Genomic DNA, 14,889 nt, shown 5'->3' with positions numbered 1-14,889 from the left:
CCCGTGCCGCGGCCATCGTGTTGTGTGCGACCGTTGTCTAATACAGGATCAGCAGGGCACTCGGAAGGAGCCCGACATCACCAGCGAACTCCCGCGTCTCGCGGCGGTGACCCGGCCGCACCGGGGAGGCGGCCTGGCCGGCTCCCCAGTCGTGCCGTACCCGCACGGTGGGCTGGCTCGGCACGGCAACCTGCCGCCCGGCGAGCGACTGCGGGTCCTGCTGGTGGAGGACGACGAGGGCGACGCCTTCCTGGTGGGCGAGCTGCTGGCCGAGACGAACTCGATGATCGACCTGGTGGTCGCCACCAGCCTCAGCGAGGCGCGGCAGCGGATCACCGATGTCGACTGCGTCCTGCTCGACCTGGGCCTGCCGGACGCCCAGGGGCTGGACGGGCTGCGCCAGGTGCTGGAGATGTCCAGCGGGGCCGCCGTCTGCGTCCTGACCGGCCGCTCGGACGAGCACCTGGGCATCGTGGCGGTCGCCGAAGGCGCGCAGGACTATCTGGTCAAGGGCCAGGTCGACGGGGTGCTGCTGACCCGTGCGTTGCGCTACGCGGTCGAGCGCAAGCGCGCCGACGAGAACGCCCGCCGGCTGCGCGAGGTCGAGCTGCGCCAGGCCGAGTCGGCCCGCCTCGAACGCGGCCTGCTGCCGCAGCCGCTGATGACGACCGACCAGGTGGCGGTGCACACCTTCTACCGTCCGGGTCGGCACGCCGCGCTGATCGGCGGGGACTTCTTCGACGTGGTGCAGACCCGCCCGGACCGTCTCGACCTGATCGTCGGGGACGTGTGCGGGCACGGGGTGGACGAGGCGGCGCTCGGCGTGGAACTGCGGGTGGCCTGGCGGGCCCTCGTCCTCGCCGGGGTGCCGGACGACGAGGTGCTGCCGGCTCTCGAGCAGGTGCTGATGAGCGAGCGCCGCCTCCAGGAGATCTTCGCGACGGTGGCCACCACCCGACTCGACCTGGACGCCAACCGGGCCACCGTCCGACTCGCCGGGCATCCGCCGCCGCTGCTGCTCTCCGGCGGTCGGGTCGTTCCGGTACCCGCCCCCGGCGGCCTGCTGCTGGGCGTACGACCCCGCCGGCCGATCGCCTACGACCTGGAGTTCGACACCGATGACTGGTCCCTGCTGATGTACACCGACGGCCTGATCGAGGGACGGGTGGGCACCGGCAACGAACGGCTCGACGTGCCGGGCCTGAGCGGACTGCTCGACGAGCCCGCCAACCGGGAGGTGTCGCTGCCCGAGCTGCCCGCCTGGCTGGTCGGCCGGGCCGAGCAGATCAACGGCGGTCCGCTCGCCGACGACGTGGCGATGCTGCTGGTCAGTCGCGGTGGTGGCCGGTGACGCCGGTGGTCGGCGGCTGGAGTCTGCGCCGCCGGGTCATCACGCTGCTCACCGTCGTCGGTGTGCTGCTGATCGGCCTGGCCGTCGCGGAGGCGGCCATCGCCGCCCGCAACCGCACCCAGATCGACGCCATCCTGAACCAGACCGGGCCGCTGCGGGTGCAGTCGCAGGAACTGCTCAACGCGGTGCTCGACCAGGAGACGGCGATCCGCGGGTACGCGGTCAGCGGTGACCCGGCCGACCTGGCGCCGTACGACGCGGGTCTCAACCAGGAGAAGGCCACCGTCACCGCGATGCGGGCCCTGCTGAACGACTACCCGCAGATCGGTCAGGAGCTGCGGATCGTCGAGGAGCGTTCGGCGCAGTGGCGGGAGACCGTCGCCGAGCCGGTGATCACCACGACGGAGCGGGAGGGCACCCGGGCCGGCCAGGCGTTGGTCACCGAGCAGGCCCGGCAGCAGTTCGATCAGGTCCGGTTGGCCGTCGACGACCTGCAGCAGGAGATTCTGGCCGCTCGGCAGCAGGCCGCCGACAACGTGCGCAGCAGCAGCAACGTGCTGGTCGTCCTGTTGATCGTCGCGGCCCTGGTGGTCGTCGTGGCCGGCGTGGTGCTGCTGCTCTCGCTGGACCGGATGGTGGTCAAGCCGCTGACCGGGCTGGCCGACCAGGTTCGCGAGGTCGCCGAGGGCGACTACCAGCACCGGGTCGCCACCGTCGGCCCACCGGAGTTCATCCGGCTCGGCGACGACGTGGACGCGATGCGCCAGAAGATCGCCTCCGACCTGGCCGAGGTGCGGGAGGCCCGCGAACGCATCGAGTGGGTCAACAGTCAACTCCAGAAGCAGGCCGAGGAGCTGACCCGGTCCAACCGTGACCTGGAGCAGTTCGCGTACGTGGCGTCCCACGACCTGCAGGAGCCGCTGCGCAAGGTGGCCAGCTTCTGCCAGTTGCTCCAGCGCCGCTACGCGGGGCAGCTCGACGAACGGGCCGACCAGTACATCGCCTTCGCGGTGGATGGCGCGCAGCGGATGCAGCGCCTGATCAACGACCTGCTCGCGTTCTCCCGGATCGGCCGGCTCACCACCGGTTTCGTGGACGTGGACCTCAACAAGGTGATGGGCGACGTGGCCGGCCAGACCGAGGCGGCCCGGCAGTACGCCGACGCGGAGCTGACCTGGACCGACCTGCCGGTGATCCGGGGCGAGGAGCCGCTGCTCACCAACCTGCTGGCCAACCTGGTCAGCAATTCGATCAAGTTCCGCCGGCCGGACGTGCCGCCGAAGGTGCACATCTCGGCTCGGTTGGTCGACGCCGAGTGGGAGATCAGCTGCCAGGACAACGGCATCGGTATCGAGCCGGAGTTCGCCGACAAGATCTTTGTGATCTTCCAGCGGCTGCACTCGAAGGACGCGTACCCGGGCACCGGCATCGGGTTGGCGATCGTCAAGAAGATCGTGGAATACCACGGCGGCCGGGTCTGGGTGGACACCGACGTACCGGAGGGCACCGCCATCCGGTTCACGCTGCCGGCGCGTCCGGAGGACGTGGAGGCCGCCGCCGATCCCGCCGAGGAGCCGCAGGAGGTCACGGTGGGCGAGACCACGCCTGCGGACGAGGCGTCCTCCGCGCAGCCGGAGCACTCCGCCGGGGCGGACCAGCCGGACCGGGCCGACGGGCCGCCGGAAAGCGGTAGAACGGGTGACATGAGGGAGACGGTGGGATGACCGCGCCGGCGGACGGCAAGAGCCCGATCGAGGTCCTGCTCGTCGAGGACGACCCGGGTGACGTGTTGATGACCCAGGAGGCGTTCGAGGAGCACAAGCTGCGCAACCGGCTGACCGTCGTCTCCGACGGCGCGGAGGCGCTGGCCTACCTGCGACGGGAGGGCCCGTACGCGGACGCCGTGGTGCCCGACCTGATCCTGCTCGACCTCAACCTGCCCCGCCGGGACGGGCGGGAGGTGCTGGAAGAGATCAAGAAGGACGAGGAGTTGCGCCGGATCCCGGTGGTCGTACTCACCACCTCGCAGGCCGACGAGGACATCCTGCGCAGCTACCAGTTGCACGCCAACGCCTACGTGACCAAGCCGGTGGACTTCGAGCGCTTCATCTCGGTGGTCCGGCAGATCGACGAGTTCTTCGTCAGCGTGGTCAAGTTGCCGCCGCGTGGCTGACACCCTGCTCGACGACGTCGGCGACCTCCTGTCCGAGGCCGCCGACCAGGTCGTGCTGCCGCTGTTCCGCAAGCTCGACGACGACGACGTGTCGGAGAAGGCACCCGGCGAGGTCGTCACCGTCGCCGACCGTCGCGCCGAGGAGCTGATCTCCGCCGGGCTGCGCCGGCTGCGACCCGGTTCGCTGGTGGTGGGTGAGGAGGGCGTCGCCGACGACCCGGCGCTGCTGGGCCACCTGCGCGACGCCGGGGACGTGTGGCTTGTCGACCCGGTCGACGGCACCGCCAACTTCGCCGCCGGCCGCCGGCCGTTCGCCCTGATGGTGGCGCTGTTGACCGACGGGCGACCGCGAGCCGGCTGGATCCTCGACCCGCTGGCGGGCACGCTGGCCGCCGGCCTGGCCGACGAGGGCACCCTGCTCAACGGCGAGCCGGTCGGCACCGCCGACGTCGTCGCGCCGCCGGGCGACATCCGCGGCGCGGCGATGACGCGCTTCCTGCCGCCGGAGACCCGCGACCGGGTCCGGGCCGGTGGTCGGCGGCTCGGCGAGTTGTTGCCCGGCCAGCACTGCGCCGGCCGGGAGTACCTGGACATCCTCACCGGTGAGCAGCAGTTCGCCCTCTTCTGGCGCACGCTGCCGTGGGACCATGCGCCGGGCGCGCTGCTGGTCCGCGCCGCGGGTGGGGTGGCCCGCCGGTTCGACGGCGTCGACTACCACCCGGCCGACGACGGTCGTGGCCTGCTCGTCGCGGCCAACGAAGAGATCTGGGCCCAGGTGCACGAGGCACTGCTCAGCTCCTGAATCGCGAGCCCTCGCGTGCGGCCCGCAACCACGCTGGCACGCTGCGTCGACACTGCGGCCGGCGGTCGGTCGCGGGACTGGTCACCGCCGCGCGTTCCGGTATCGTGACCGGCGGTCTCCGCCAGCAGGCCGCCGCCCGGCGCCGGCGGGGACGCCGCCGCGCAGCGTGTCACCCGGGGGCCGGCGGTCGACGGAAGGACGCTTTCGTGCCCAGGACCAGGCTCAGTCAGCCGCGCGTTCGCCGCGTACTGCTCCCGCTGCTCGCCGCCCTGACGCTGGTGCTCGCGCCAGGCGCGCCCGCGTCCGCGGAGCCGGACGAGGGCGGCACCAAGAAGCTGCGGGACGCGCTGGAACTGACCGCCAAGGGGCACATCGAGGCCAAGGCCAAGCTGGACAACTCCAAGCGGCGGCAGACGGCGTTGAACGGTGAGCTGAAGGCGGTCGAGGTTCGCCTGGTCGGGCTGACCGCCCAGGTCGGCGAGGTGGCCGCGCAGTCGTACCGGGCCGGTCGGCTCACCCCCACGGCGATGCTGCTCAACACGGCGACGCCGCAGGCGTTCCTGCAACGGGCGGCCGACCTGGACCTGATGGCCCAGCGGGACAGCAAGCGGCTGCGCGATCTCACCGAGGCCCGGCAGCAGGCCCAGCAGGCCAAGATCGCCATCGACGCCGAGGTTCGTGAGCAGCAGAAGCAGCTCGCCGTGATGGCCAAGAAGAAGAAGGAGGCCGAGGCGGCGCTGGCCGAGGTCAGCTCGGGTGGCAGCAACGGCTTCAGCGGCGGCAGCTCCACCTCGGCGAAGCCGGCGCCGCGCAACTCCGACGGGTCGTGGCCGTCGGAGTCCTGCTCGGTGAAGGACCCGACCACCTCGGGGTGCATCACCCCGCGCACCCTGCACGCCCTGAAGGAGACCCAGGCGGCCGGCTACAAGCGGCACGTCTCCTGCAAGCGCAGCGGTGGCGGCGGTGAGCACCCGAAGGGTCGGGCCTGCGACTTCTCGGCCGCCACCAACGGCTTCGAGGACAAGAACGCGACCGGCGGCGACAAGGCGTACGGGGACAGCCTGGCCGCCTGGCACGTCCGCAACGCCGAGCGGCTGGGTGTGCTCTACGTGATCTGGTACCGGCAGATCTGGCATCCCGGCACCGGCTGGCGTGCCTACAGTGGCAGCGGCAGTCCCGCCGCGTCCCACACGAACCATGTTCATCTCTCGATGTACTGACCCGGAGCGGCAGCTTCGCTGCGTACCATCGCGACGATGAGTTCCCCATCGTCCGACGTAGCGGCTCCCGAGGTTCCGCCCGTGCCGGTCACCGGCAGGGCGCTGCCCAACGGGCTGGCCGCCTTCCTGGTCTTCTTCTCCAGCGGCGCCGTGCTGGTGTTGGAGACGGTCGCGCTGCGCCTGGTCGGCCCGTACGTCGGGGTGACCCTCCAGGTGACCAGCTCGGTCATCGGCATCGCGCTCGCCGCGATCGCGTACGGCGCGTGGTCCGGCGGTTGGCTGGCCGACCGGCGTGACCCGCGCGGCCTGCTGGCGCCCGCGCTGGTGCTGGCCGGGATCGCCACCGCGATCACCCTGCCCGTGGTGCGCTACGCCGGCGAGGTGCTGCGAGGCGGGGCGGCGAGCGCCATCCTGCTGCTGGTGGCGCTCGCCGTGTTCGTGCCGGCGGCGCTGCTGGCGGCGGTCACCCCGCTGGTGGTGAAGCTCCAACTCGCCGACCTGCGCCGGACCGGCCAGGTGGTCGGCCGACTGTCCGGCATCGGCACCCTGGGCGGTATCACCGCCACCCTGCTCACCGGGTTCGTGCTGGTCGCCGCGCTGCCCACCACTGTCATCCTGCTGGCCCTGGCGATCTCCCTCGGCCTGGTCGGTATCGGACTCGGCTGGTATTTGCGCCGGCAGGCACCTAGCGGCCTGCCCGGTCCGGCCCGTGCCCGGGCCGCCCTGGCGATCCTCGGCCTGCTCGGGGCGGGGCTGAGCACCATCGCGCCGAACCCGTGCGACATCGAGACCGCGTACCACTGCGCCCGGGTCGTCACCGACCCGAACCGGCCCAGCGGCCGGACGCTGCTGCTCAACTCGGCCCAGCACTCGTACGTCGACCTGGCCGACCCGAGGCACCTGGAGTACGCGTACACGAAGTGGATCGGCGCGGTCGCGGACGTGGCCGCGCCGGCCGGGCAGCGGTTGGACGCGCTGCACCTGGGCGGGGGCGGTTTCACCGTGCCGACGTACCTGACCGCCACCCGGCCGGGCACCGACAACGTGGTGTTCGAGATCGACGGTGGGCTGGTCGAGCTGGGCGAACGGGAACTGGGCGTACGCCCGGGGTCGGGCCTGCGGACCGTGGTCGGCGACGCCCGGATGCTCGTCGCCGGCGAGCCGGCGGACAGCCGCGACCTGGTCGTCGGCGACGCGTTCGGCCACCTGGTGGTGCCGTGGCACCTGGCGACCCGGGAGATGGCCGCCGAGATCCGGCGGGTGACCCGCCCCGGCGGCGTGTACGTGCAGAACGTCATCGACTACCCGCCGCTGCGCTTCATCCGCGCCGAGCTGGCGACGGTCGCCGCCGAGTTCACCAACGTCGCGCTGATCGCCCCGCCCGAAGCTCTCGCCGAGCAGCGGGGCAGCAACTTCCTCATCGTCGCCTCGGACGCGCCGCTGCCGCTGGCCGCCGTGCGCGCCCGCCTCGACGTGGTCGACGCGACCGTCAGCCTGCTCTCCGGCACGGACCTCATGGATTTCGTCGGCTCGGCGCTGGTGCTGACCGACGACTACGCCCCGGTGGACCAACTGCTGGCGACCGCCTGATCGGGTGACATTCCTGACCGATTCCGATCCTTCAGGTGTAGCCCGGTCCGTGGTGGGCAACAACGGCCACCATGGGCGGTGGGGACCGGAACGGCGCGCAACTCCTCGATGAGCGGTACCGGCTCGTCGAGCAGCTCGGCGCGGGTGGCATGTCGGTGGTCTGGCGTGGTTACGACGAGGTGCTGGGCCGCCAGGTCGCGGTGAAGGTGCTGGCCTCGCGGCTGGCCACCGACCGGGCCTTCCGGCACCGCATCCGGGTCGAGGCGCAGGCCGCCGCGCGGCTCTGCCATCCCAACATCACCAACGTGTACGACTACGGCGAGTCCCACCAGGTCGGCCTGACCGTGCCGTACGTCGTGATGGAACTCGTCGACGGCGGTTCGCTGGCCGCCCGGCTCGGCCGGGAGGTGCGGCTGCCGTGGCGGGAGGCGGTGACGATCGGCGCGGAGGTCAGCTCGGCGCTGGCCACCGCACACGGTCGCGGGGTCGTGCACCGCGACGTCACCCCGGGCAACGTCATGCTCACCTCGACCGGCGTGAAGGTGGTCGACTTCGGGATCTCCGCACTGGTGGGGGAGAGCGAGAAGGGGCCGGACGGCGCGCTGCTGGGTACGCCCGCGTACCTCGCGCCGGAGCGGCTGGACAACGGCCAGGTGTCCCCGGCCACCGACGTGTACGCCGTCGGGCTGCTGCTCTACCGGATGCTCACCGGCCGGTTGCCGTGGGAGGCGACCACGACCACCCAGATGCTGCGGGCGCACATGTACAGCGACCCTGAGCCGATGCCGCCGGTGCCCGGTCTGCCCGACGAGGTGACCGACCTGGTGCGGCGCTGCCTCGCCAAGCGACCCGCCGACCGGCCGGACACCGCCGAGCTGGCCCGGACCCTCGCCGAGGCGGCCGGCATGCTGACGGCGATACCGGTGTCACCGGCGGGCGGACCGCTGGACGCGACCGCGCTGGCCAACGCCGGCACCACGATCCTGCCCTGGTCGGCGGAGACGGACGCCCTTCCGCTGTCGCGGACCCGGCGCAGCCGCATCCGGCAGGCGAACCGGCGTCGGCGGGTGGAGGCCGGGGTGGCCGCCGTCGGGCTGATCGCGGTCACCGGGGCGATGTGGGGGCTCACCTCCCGCAGCCCGGCCAGCGGTCAGGACCGGCCCACCACCGAGGCGCGGATGGGTCTGCCGGAGAAGGCGCCCTGCGAGGTGGCGTACGCGCTGCGCAGCGACTCCGGCAAGGACTTCACGGCCGAGCTGACCCTCACCAACACCGGCGACCGGGCGCTCGACGACTGGACGATGAGCTTCACGTTCCCCGGGCAGCAGAAGGTGACCAAGGCCGAGCCCGCCCCGGCGCAGCAGCAGGGTGGCGCGGTGCAGATCCGCCCCGCGGCGCAGCGGACCACGCTGGCGCCCGGCGCGGCCGAGAAGCTCACCCTCGCGGGGACGTACACCGGGGCGAACCCGCTGCCGGTGGAGTTCCGGCTCGGCGACGCGACTTGCGGGGTACGCGTCTCCGGGGTGGCCGGGTCGACCCCGTCCACCGCCCCGGCGACCAAGGCCGCCCCGACGAAGGCGCCGCCGAAGAAGACGACGACGAAGACCACCACGAAGGTCGCCCCCAAGGCGCCCGCGCCACCGAAGGCGGCCGAGCAGCCGAAGGCGCCGAAGGCGAACAATGGCAAGGGCAAGGGGCCGGGTGGTCCGGGAAAAGGGTGAAAGCGCCTGAGGGGCGCGCGCACCACCCGAAGTGACGTGTCAGCGCCGTCCCGCGAACTGCTGCACCTGGTCGATCCCGCCCTCCACGACCAGCACTCCGCCGTCCACCAGCGCGGTGTCGTCCGAGGCGTACCGGAAACGCTCGCCCGGCACCTTCGCGCCGATCACCCGGACCCCGTCGCGTTCCTGTGGGCGCAGGTCGTGCAGGGTACGACCGACCAGGGACGGTGGAACTCGGACGGTGGCGATCGCGAAGTCGTCGTCGAACTCGATGAAGTCGAGCAGCCGACTGACGATCAGGTGCGCCACCCGGTCCCCGGTCTCCGCCTCCGGGAAGATCACGTGGTGCGCGCCCACCGACGACAGGATCTTGGCGTGCTTCTGCGACGTGGCGCGGGCCCAGATCTGCGGCAGACCCAGCTCGACCAGCGCCAGTACGGTGAGCACGCTCGCCTCCACGGACGCCCCGATGGCCACCACCGCCCGGCCGAAGCTCGCCACGCCGAGCTGCCGTAACGCGCCCTCCTCGGTCGTGTCGGCCTGCACCACCCGGTCGAACTGGGCGGAGAAGCGCTGCACCTGATCCGGATTGCGATCGACGGCCAGCACCTCGCGGCCCATCCGGGCGAGTGACCCGGCCAGGTGGCAGCCGAACCGGCCCAGCCCGATCACGACGACGCCACCGCCGTCCGCTCGTCTCGTCGACACCTCGACCTCCTCGTCGCTAGCCGACAATCGGCTGTTCCTGGGGATAGCGGTAGAGCCTGCGCCGGGTGTTCAGGGCGATCGCCGACCCGAGGGTGAGTGGCCCGACCCGACCGATGAACATCAGGACCGTCAGTACCAGCTGACCACTGCTCGGCAACTCGCCGGCCAGGCCGATGGTCAGTCCGGTGGTGCTGAACGCCGAGGTGACCTCGAAGAGCACCGCGACGAACCGCACGGCCTCGGTGAGCAGCAGCACGAGCATCGTCCCGGCGGTGACCAGCGCGACGCTCAGCAGAGCGACCGTGACGGCCTGCCGTTGGCTGGCGGTAGCCACCCGGCGGTGCCCGACCGTCACGTCGGGCTCCCCACGCAGCTCCGCCCAGATGGTGAACGCCAGCAGGAAGAACGTCGACACCTTGATGCCGCCGGCCGTGCTGGCGCTCCCACCACCGATGAACATCAGCACGATGAGCAGCGGGTAGCTCTCCTCCTGGAGATCGCCGATGGTGAGCACGCTGAACCCACCGGTCCGGCTCAACGCGATCTGCGTGAACGACGCGAGCATCTTGCCCGCCACGTCGTACGGGCCGATGGTGCTCGCGTTGGTCCACTCCGCGGCGAGCAGGCCGACGAAGCCGAGCAGCAGCAGCGCCACGCTGCCCCAGATGGTCAGCTTGGTGGCCACCGCCCACCCCGCCGGTTTTCGCCACTCACGCACCGCCTCGAACAGGGCGGGGAAGCCGAGACCGCCGACGATGGCACCGAACGCCAACGGCAGCGACACCCACGGGTCGCGGCTGAACGCCAGCAGACCGTCGGTGTAGAGCGCGAAACCGCAGTTGTTGAACGCCTGGACGGCGTGAAAGACGCCCGACCAGAGGGCCCGGCCGGGCGGGTAGTCGTACGCCCACCAGAGGCGGCCGGCGACCAGCGCGGTCATCACCGCCTCGCAGGCGAAGACGGTCACCGCGATCCGGCTCAGCAGCCGGGTCACGTCGCCGAGCCCGAACTCCGCCGTCTCGGCCTGGACCAGCAGCCGGTTGCGTAGGCCGAGCCGACGGGAGACCACGAGGATGACCAGCGCCGCGACGGTGAGGATGCCGAGGCCGCCGAGCTGGGTGAGCAGGGTGATCACCACCAGGCCGCCGCCGGACCAGTAGTTGGGGGTGTCGGTGACCGCCATACCGGTGACGGACACCGCAGAGGTGGCGGTGAACAGCGCGGTGACCAGGGGCGGCCGCTGGTGCTGGACGGTCGACCAGCGCGCCATCAGCAGCCCGGTGCCGAGCAGGATCGGCACCAGGAACCCCAGCGGCACCAGCCGCACGGGGTTGCGGAGTAACCGGTGCACCAGACAATCTTCCTTTTCCGGGTGCCTGCCGGAGTCGGAACGCCCATTCCGGAGATTCACCTGCCGGCCAGCCATCGACCAACTTCCGGCCAATCACGACCGGTCTGCTGTCTGCGACACCATCGATGACAGGAGACGGCGTTGCGACGTACCCTCTCGACCCTCGGCGTGGCCGGCGCGCTGCTCGCCGCCGCGGTGGCCGTGCCCACCGTGGCCGCCGCCGGTCCCTCGACCGACGCGGACCGTGCCCGGGCCACCGACCGGCCGATCGTCATCGGCCACCGCGGGGCCAGCGGCTACCGGCCGGAACACACCCTGGAGGCGTACCGGCTGGCGATCCGGATGGGCGCCGACTACATCGAGCCGGACCTGGTGTCCACCTCCGACGGCGTGCTGGTCGCCCGGCACGAGAACGAGATCTCCGGCACCACCGACGTGGCGACGCACCCGGAGTTCGCGGCCCGCAAGGCCACGAAGACCATCGACGGTGTCGCCGTGACCGGCTGGTTCACCGAGGACTTCACCCTGGCCGAGCTGAAGACGCTGCGGGCCAAGGAACGACTGCCGCAGGTACGCGTGGCGAACACCGCCTTCGACGGCCGGTTCGAGGTGCCCACCCTCCAGGAGGTCATCGACCTCGCCCGGACCGAGGGGCGGGCACGGGGCCGCACCATCGGTATCTACCCGGAGACCAAGCACCCGAGCTACTTCACGTCCATCGGCAAGCCGCTGGAGGAGCCGTTGCTGGCGGTGCTGCGGCGCAACAAGCTGGACCGGAAGAACTCGCCGGTCTTCATCCAGTCGTTCGAGACGGCCAACCTGCGCCGGCTGAGCCGCCTCACCGACGTGAAGCTGATCCAGCTCCTCGACGCGACCGGCAGCCCGTACGACTTCACCGCCGCCGGTGACACCCGCACCTACCAGGACCTCGCCACGGCCGCCGGCCTGAAGTGGATCGCCGGGTACGCCGACGGCATCGGCGCGAACAAGAACCTGATCGTGCCCCGCGACGCCGCCGGCAAGCTGCTCGCCCCGACGAACGTGGTCCGGGACGCGCACCGCGAGCGGCTGCTCGTGCACTCCTGGACGTTCCGCGCGGAGAACCAGTTCCTCCCGGTGGACTTCCGGATCGGCACCGACCCGAACGCGCGCGGCGACATCACGGCCGAGTACGAACTCTTCTTCGGCCTCGGGCTGGACGGCGTCTTCAGCGACCACCCGGACACGGCAGTCGCCGCCCGCGCCGGCCGCTGACGGCCGTTGGGCGCTGACCCGCACCCGCCTCCGACCTGCGCCCGCCTCTGACCCGCGCACCGAACCTCGACCCGGCCGCTGACCCGCTCCGAGTCGACCACCGGGCCGATCACGCCCGGCCCACCCGCTGGCCCGTCGTCCGCCACCCTGGATGCCGGGCCAGCGGCGTCCCCGACGCAACCCGCAGGCCCAAGACCCGCCGACCTGATGCCTGTGAGTCATCAAGATGACTCAGAGGCATACGGCTCAACAGGAGATGGCACGCCCAACGGCAACGCTCCCCAAGATCGCGCTCGAACAGGGAAGTAGTGGCCTCGGAGGCAGTGCGAGGCCACTACTTCCTGGTTCGGGCACGATCTTGCGGGGGCTAGTCGGCCTGCTGCAGCAACAACAGGGAAGTTGCTGCATCAGGCCTGGCGGAGGCAGCAGTAACGAGGAAGTTGCGCGGATCTTCGCGTGCTCGACCCGCCTTCGGCGGCGGCCGCGAGCGACGAGGGCGGTCGGCGACGGCGGAAGTGGAGCGGGCCGACGGTGGAGACGCGGGGAGGGTGGCGGGGCGTCAACGTCCGGGATGCTCGGCGACGTAGGTGCCACGCCCGGGCTGACCGGTGATCAGCTCACGGTCGTGCAGCAGGGAGAGCGCCCGCGACGCGGTGTTCATGTGCACGGCGTAGCTCTCCGCGAGTTCCCGAGTGGACGGCAGCTTGTCGCCCGGCTTCAGCTCGCCGCTCTTGATCTTCGCGGCGATCTCGTTGGCAATGCGCCGATAGGGCGCTTCTGCTGTGGGCATGGTGAGGACTCCGGTTGGTTCGGCTCCTCGATCATGCCGGCCTGCACCAATAACTGCAACAAGCTGCGATTTCGGTCGTCGACCTACACAAGCAATTGGTGTAGGTTGCTGGGTGTCCGGCTCCGGTTGGTTCGGCAAACCCCTCGGAGTTCGGGCCACTGGTTGGCTCCGCGTTCGTACCGCCGCTGTCGAGAGCTGCGGGCGTGGGGCCGGGCGGTCCGATGCGCGTCCCCTACCCGCGCGCCGGACCGCCCTTCCATGCTGAGAGGACGGTGGTCGTGGAGAGGGAACGCTTCGTGGTGCACTTGCCGGTGGTGTCCGCTGACCTGCCGGGGGCGTTGCGGTTCGCGCGGGCGATCACCCGGGCGCTGGGCTTCCTTGCCGACGTGGACCGGGCCGAGACGACGGTGTCGGAGGAGGACGCTCAGTGCGTACGACATCGGGTTTTCTGTGACCACCTGCTCGGCGGTCGGCGGCGGTGCCCGCGCCCGGCGGACCACGCCGGGCCGTGCGGCTGACGGGGGATGGCTTGGGGCGACACACGTGTCGATCCATCCGTGGCGTTACGGGCCATCGGGAGGTCCGGGGCGGGGGTGGTAGTGCGGCCCGCTGTAACCCCGGGCCACCCCCCTCGCGTTACTTGTGTGTTTCCGCCACATAGCCCGTGGGTGACGTCACTTCTAGCGTGAGCCGACAACCAAGCATCCTGTCCTCACCTGGAGTCGCGATGACGGTCCGGCACACGCGGCGGGCGTTCCTCTCCGCCGCCACGATGATGGCCGCGGCGTTGGCCGCCACGGCCTGCGGTAGCCCGCAGGACACCGCCACCGGCGGCGGCGACAGTGCCGCCCCGGTCAAGGTCGGCCTGGTGTACTCCCAGTCGGGAGCCCTGGCCAGCTACGGAAAGCAGTACATCGAGGGTTTCAAGGCGGGGCTCGACTTCGCCACCAAGGGCACCGGCAAGGTCGGTGACCGGAAGATAGAGCTGACCGAGGTCGACGACGCCGGTGACCCGGCCAAGGCGGTCTCGGCCGCGAAGGACCTGATCGGCAAGGGTACGAAGATCATCGCCGGTTCGACCGCGTCCGGGGTGGCGTTGCAGGTCGCGCCGATCGCGGCGCAGAACAAGGTCCTGTTCATCTCCGGCCCGGCCGCCACGGACGCGGTGACCGGGGCGAACAAGTACACGTTCCGGTCCGGCCGGCAGTCCTACCAGGACGTGGTGACCGCCAAGTCGTTCATCGGCGACCCGACCGGCAAGAAGGTGGTGGTCTTCGCCCAGGACGGCGCGTTCGGCGACGCCAACGAGGCCGCCGTGAAGGCCGTCATCGGCGGTGCGGGCGCCACCGTGAGCAGTGTGCGGGCGCCGGCCAGCGCCACCGAGTTCACCCCGTTCGCCAGCCAGATCAAGGCCGCCAAGCCGGACCTGCTCTTCGTCGCCTGGGCCGGCACCACCGCCCCGGCGATGTGGCAGCCCCTCGACCAGCAGGGCGTCCTTTCGTCCACCACGGTCGTCACCGGCCTGGACATCCGGGCGTCCTGGCCGACGTTCGGCGCGGCCGGCGCGAAGATCTCCTTCCTGTCGCACTACTTCGACGGGGCGTCCGACACCGAGGCCAGCAAGGCGCTCAAGGCCAAGGTGAACACCATCGACCTGTTCCACCCGGACGGCTTCGCGGCCGCCCAGATGGTGGTGCGGGCCGTGCAGGAGGGCGGCGATGACGTCGACAAGATGGTCAAGGCGCTGGAGGACTGGAGCTTCGACGGGGTCAAGGGCAAGATGACCATCCGCGCCGCCGACCACGCGCTGCTCCAGCCGATGTTCCAGGCCAAGCTGACCGGCAGCGGCACCGACTTCACGGCCACCGCGCAGAAGAGCCTCACCGGCGACGAGACCGCGCCACCGGCCGTGGCCATGAAGGGCTGAGA

13 protein-coding genes are annotated in these 14,889 nt (G+C 71.3%); 10 read left to right on the top strand and 3 right to left on the bottom strand.

What is annotated here, in order from left to right:
• The first annotated feature begins 151 nt into the window (after positions 1 to 151).
• From ACN263_RS26885 to ACN263_RS26855, 7 genes are all read left to right on the top strand, one after another.
• Positions 152 to 1,351 carry a PP2C family protein-serine/threonine phosphatase gene (locus tag ACN263_RS26885; RefSeq protein WP_422737042.1) on the top strand — a complete coding sequence of 400 codons (1,200 nt, stop codon included), beginning with the start codon at positions 152 to 154 and terminating at the stop codon, positions 1,349 to 1,351.
• The gene (locus ACN263_RS26880; protein WP_422737041.1) at positions 1,348 to 3,075 is read left to right on the top strand and encodes a sensor histidine kinase; all 1,728 of its coding nucleotides are present in this window, start codon (positions 1,348 to 1,350) and stop codon (positions 3,073 to 3,075) included. The genes ACN263_RS26885 and ACN263_RS26880 overlap by 4 nt, the downstream gene beginning before the upstream one ends.
• A complete protein-coding gene (locus tag ACN263_RS26875; protein ID WP_422737040.1) occupies positions 3,072 to 3,524 on the top strand; it encodes a response regulator in 453 nt (150 codons plus the stop codon). Before ACN263_RS26880 ends, ACN263_RS26875 begins: the two co-directional genes overlap by 4 nt.
• Positions 3,517 to 4,326 (top strand): inositol monophosphatase family protein, encoded by an 810-nt coding sequence (locus ACN263_RS26870; RefSeq protein WP_422737039.1) that lies wholly within the window; start codon positions 3,517 to 3,519, stop codon positions 4,324 to 4,326. The genes ACN263_RS26875 and ACN263_RS26870 overlap by 8 nt, the downstream gene beginning before the upstream one ends.
• Positions 4,327 to 4,574: 248 nt before the next feature.
• Complete coding sequence (locus ACN263_RS26865; protein WP_422740835.1) at positions 4,575 to 5,546, top strand: coiled-coil domain-containing protein; 972 nt, start codon at positions 4,575 to 4,577, stop codon at positions 5,544 to 5,546.
• Between the two features lie 36 nt (positions 5,547 to 5,582).
• Positions 5,583 to 7,136: a fused MFS/spermidine synthase gene (locus tag ACN263_RS26860; protein ID WP_422737038.1), complete on the top strand. Its 1,554-nt coding sequence runs from the start codon at positions 5,583 to 5,585 to the stop codon at positions 7,134 to 7,136.
• Positions 7,137 to 7,207: 71 nt separating this feature from the next.
• Positions 7,208 to 8,857, top strand: a complete 1,650-nt coding sequence (locus tag ACN263_RS26855) for a protein kinase domain-containing protein (RefSeq protein WP_422737037.1) — start codon at positions 7,208 to 7,210, stop codon at positions 8,855 to 8,857.
• A gap of 39 nt (positions 8,858 to 8,896) precedes the next feature.
• Here the strand turns inward: ACN263_RS26855 and ACN263_RS26850 are convergent, their stop codons facing one another.
• Positions 8,897 to 9,565: a potassium channel family protein gene (locus ACN263_RS26850; RefSeq protein ID WP_422737036.1), complete on the bottom strand. Its 669-nt coding sequence runs from the start codon at positions 9,563 to 9,565 to the stop codon at positions 8,897 to 8,899.
• Between the two features lie 16 nt (positions 9,566 to 9,581).
• Positions 9,582 to 10,916: a TrkH family potassium uptake protein gene (locus tag ACN263_RS26845; RefSeq protein WP_422737035.1), complete on the bottom strand. Its 1,335-nt coding sequence runs from the start codon at positions 10,914 to 10,916 to the stop codon at positions 9,582 to 9,584.
• Positions 10,917 to 11,057: 141 nt separating this feature from the next.
• Between ACN263_RS26845 and ACN263_RS26840 the strand changes: the two genes are divergently transcribed.
• Positions 11,058 to 12,170, top strand: a complete 1,113-nt coding sequence (locus tag ACN263_RS26840; RefSeq protein WP_422737034.1) for a glycerophosphodiester phosphodiesterase — start codon at positions 11,058 to 11,060, stop codon at positions 12,168 to 12,170.
• 559 nt (positions 12,171 to 12,729) lie between these two features.
• On the opposite strand, the gene ACN263_RS26835 is transcribed toward ACN263_RS26840, so the two are convergent.
• Positions 12,730 to 12,960, bottom strand: coding sequence for a GntR family transcriptional regulator (locus tag ACN263_RS26835; RefSeq protein ID WP_139586398.1), 231 nt, complete (start codon positions 12,958 to 12,960; stop codon positions 12,730 to 12,732).
• A gap of 278 nt (positions 12,961 to 13,238) precedes the next feature.
• Here ACN263_RS26835 and ACN263_RS26830 point away from each other — a divergent pair, with 278 nt between their 5' ends.
• On the top strand, positions 13,239 to 13,478 hold the full coding sequence (locus tag ACN263_RS26830; protein ID WP_422737033.1) for a hypothetical protein: 240 nt from the start codon (positions 13,239 to 13,241) through the stop codon (positions 13,476 to 13,478).
• A 209-nt stretch (positions 13,479 to 13,687) separates the two neighbouring features.
• Positions 13,688 to 14,887: a substrate-binding domain-containing protein gene (locus ACN263_RS26825; protein WP_422737032.1), complete on the top strand. Its 1,200-nt coding sequence runs from the start codon at positions 13,688 to 13,690 to the stop codon at positions 14,885 to 14,887.
• Positions 14,888 to 14,889 lie beyond the last annotated feature (2 nt).

The sequence above is a fragment of the Micromonospora sp. WMMD729 genome (genome assembly GCF_049315225.1).
Lineage (GTDB): Bacteria > Actinomycetota > Actinomycetes > Mycobacteriales > Micromonosporaceae > Micromonospora.
The sequence above is the reverse complement of the archived record's forward strand: the minus strand, read 5'-3'. Positions and strand labels throughout refer to the sequence as shown.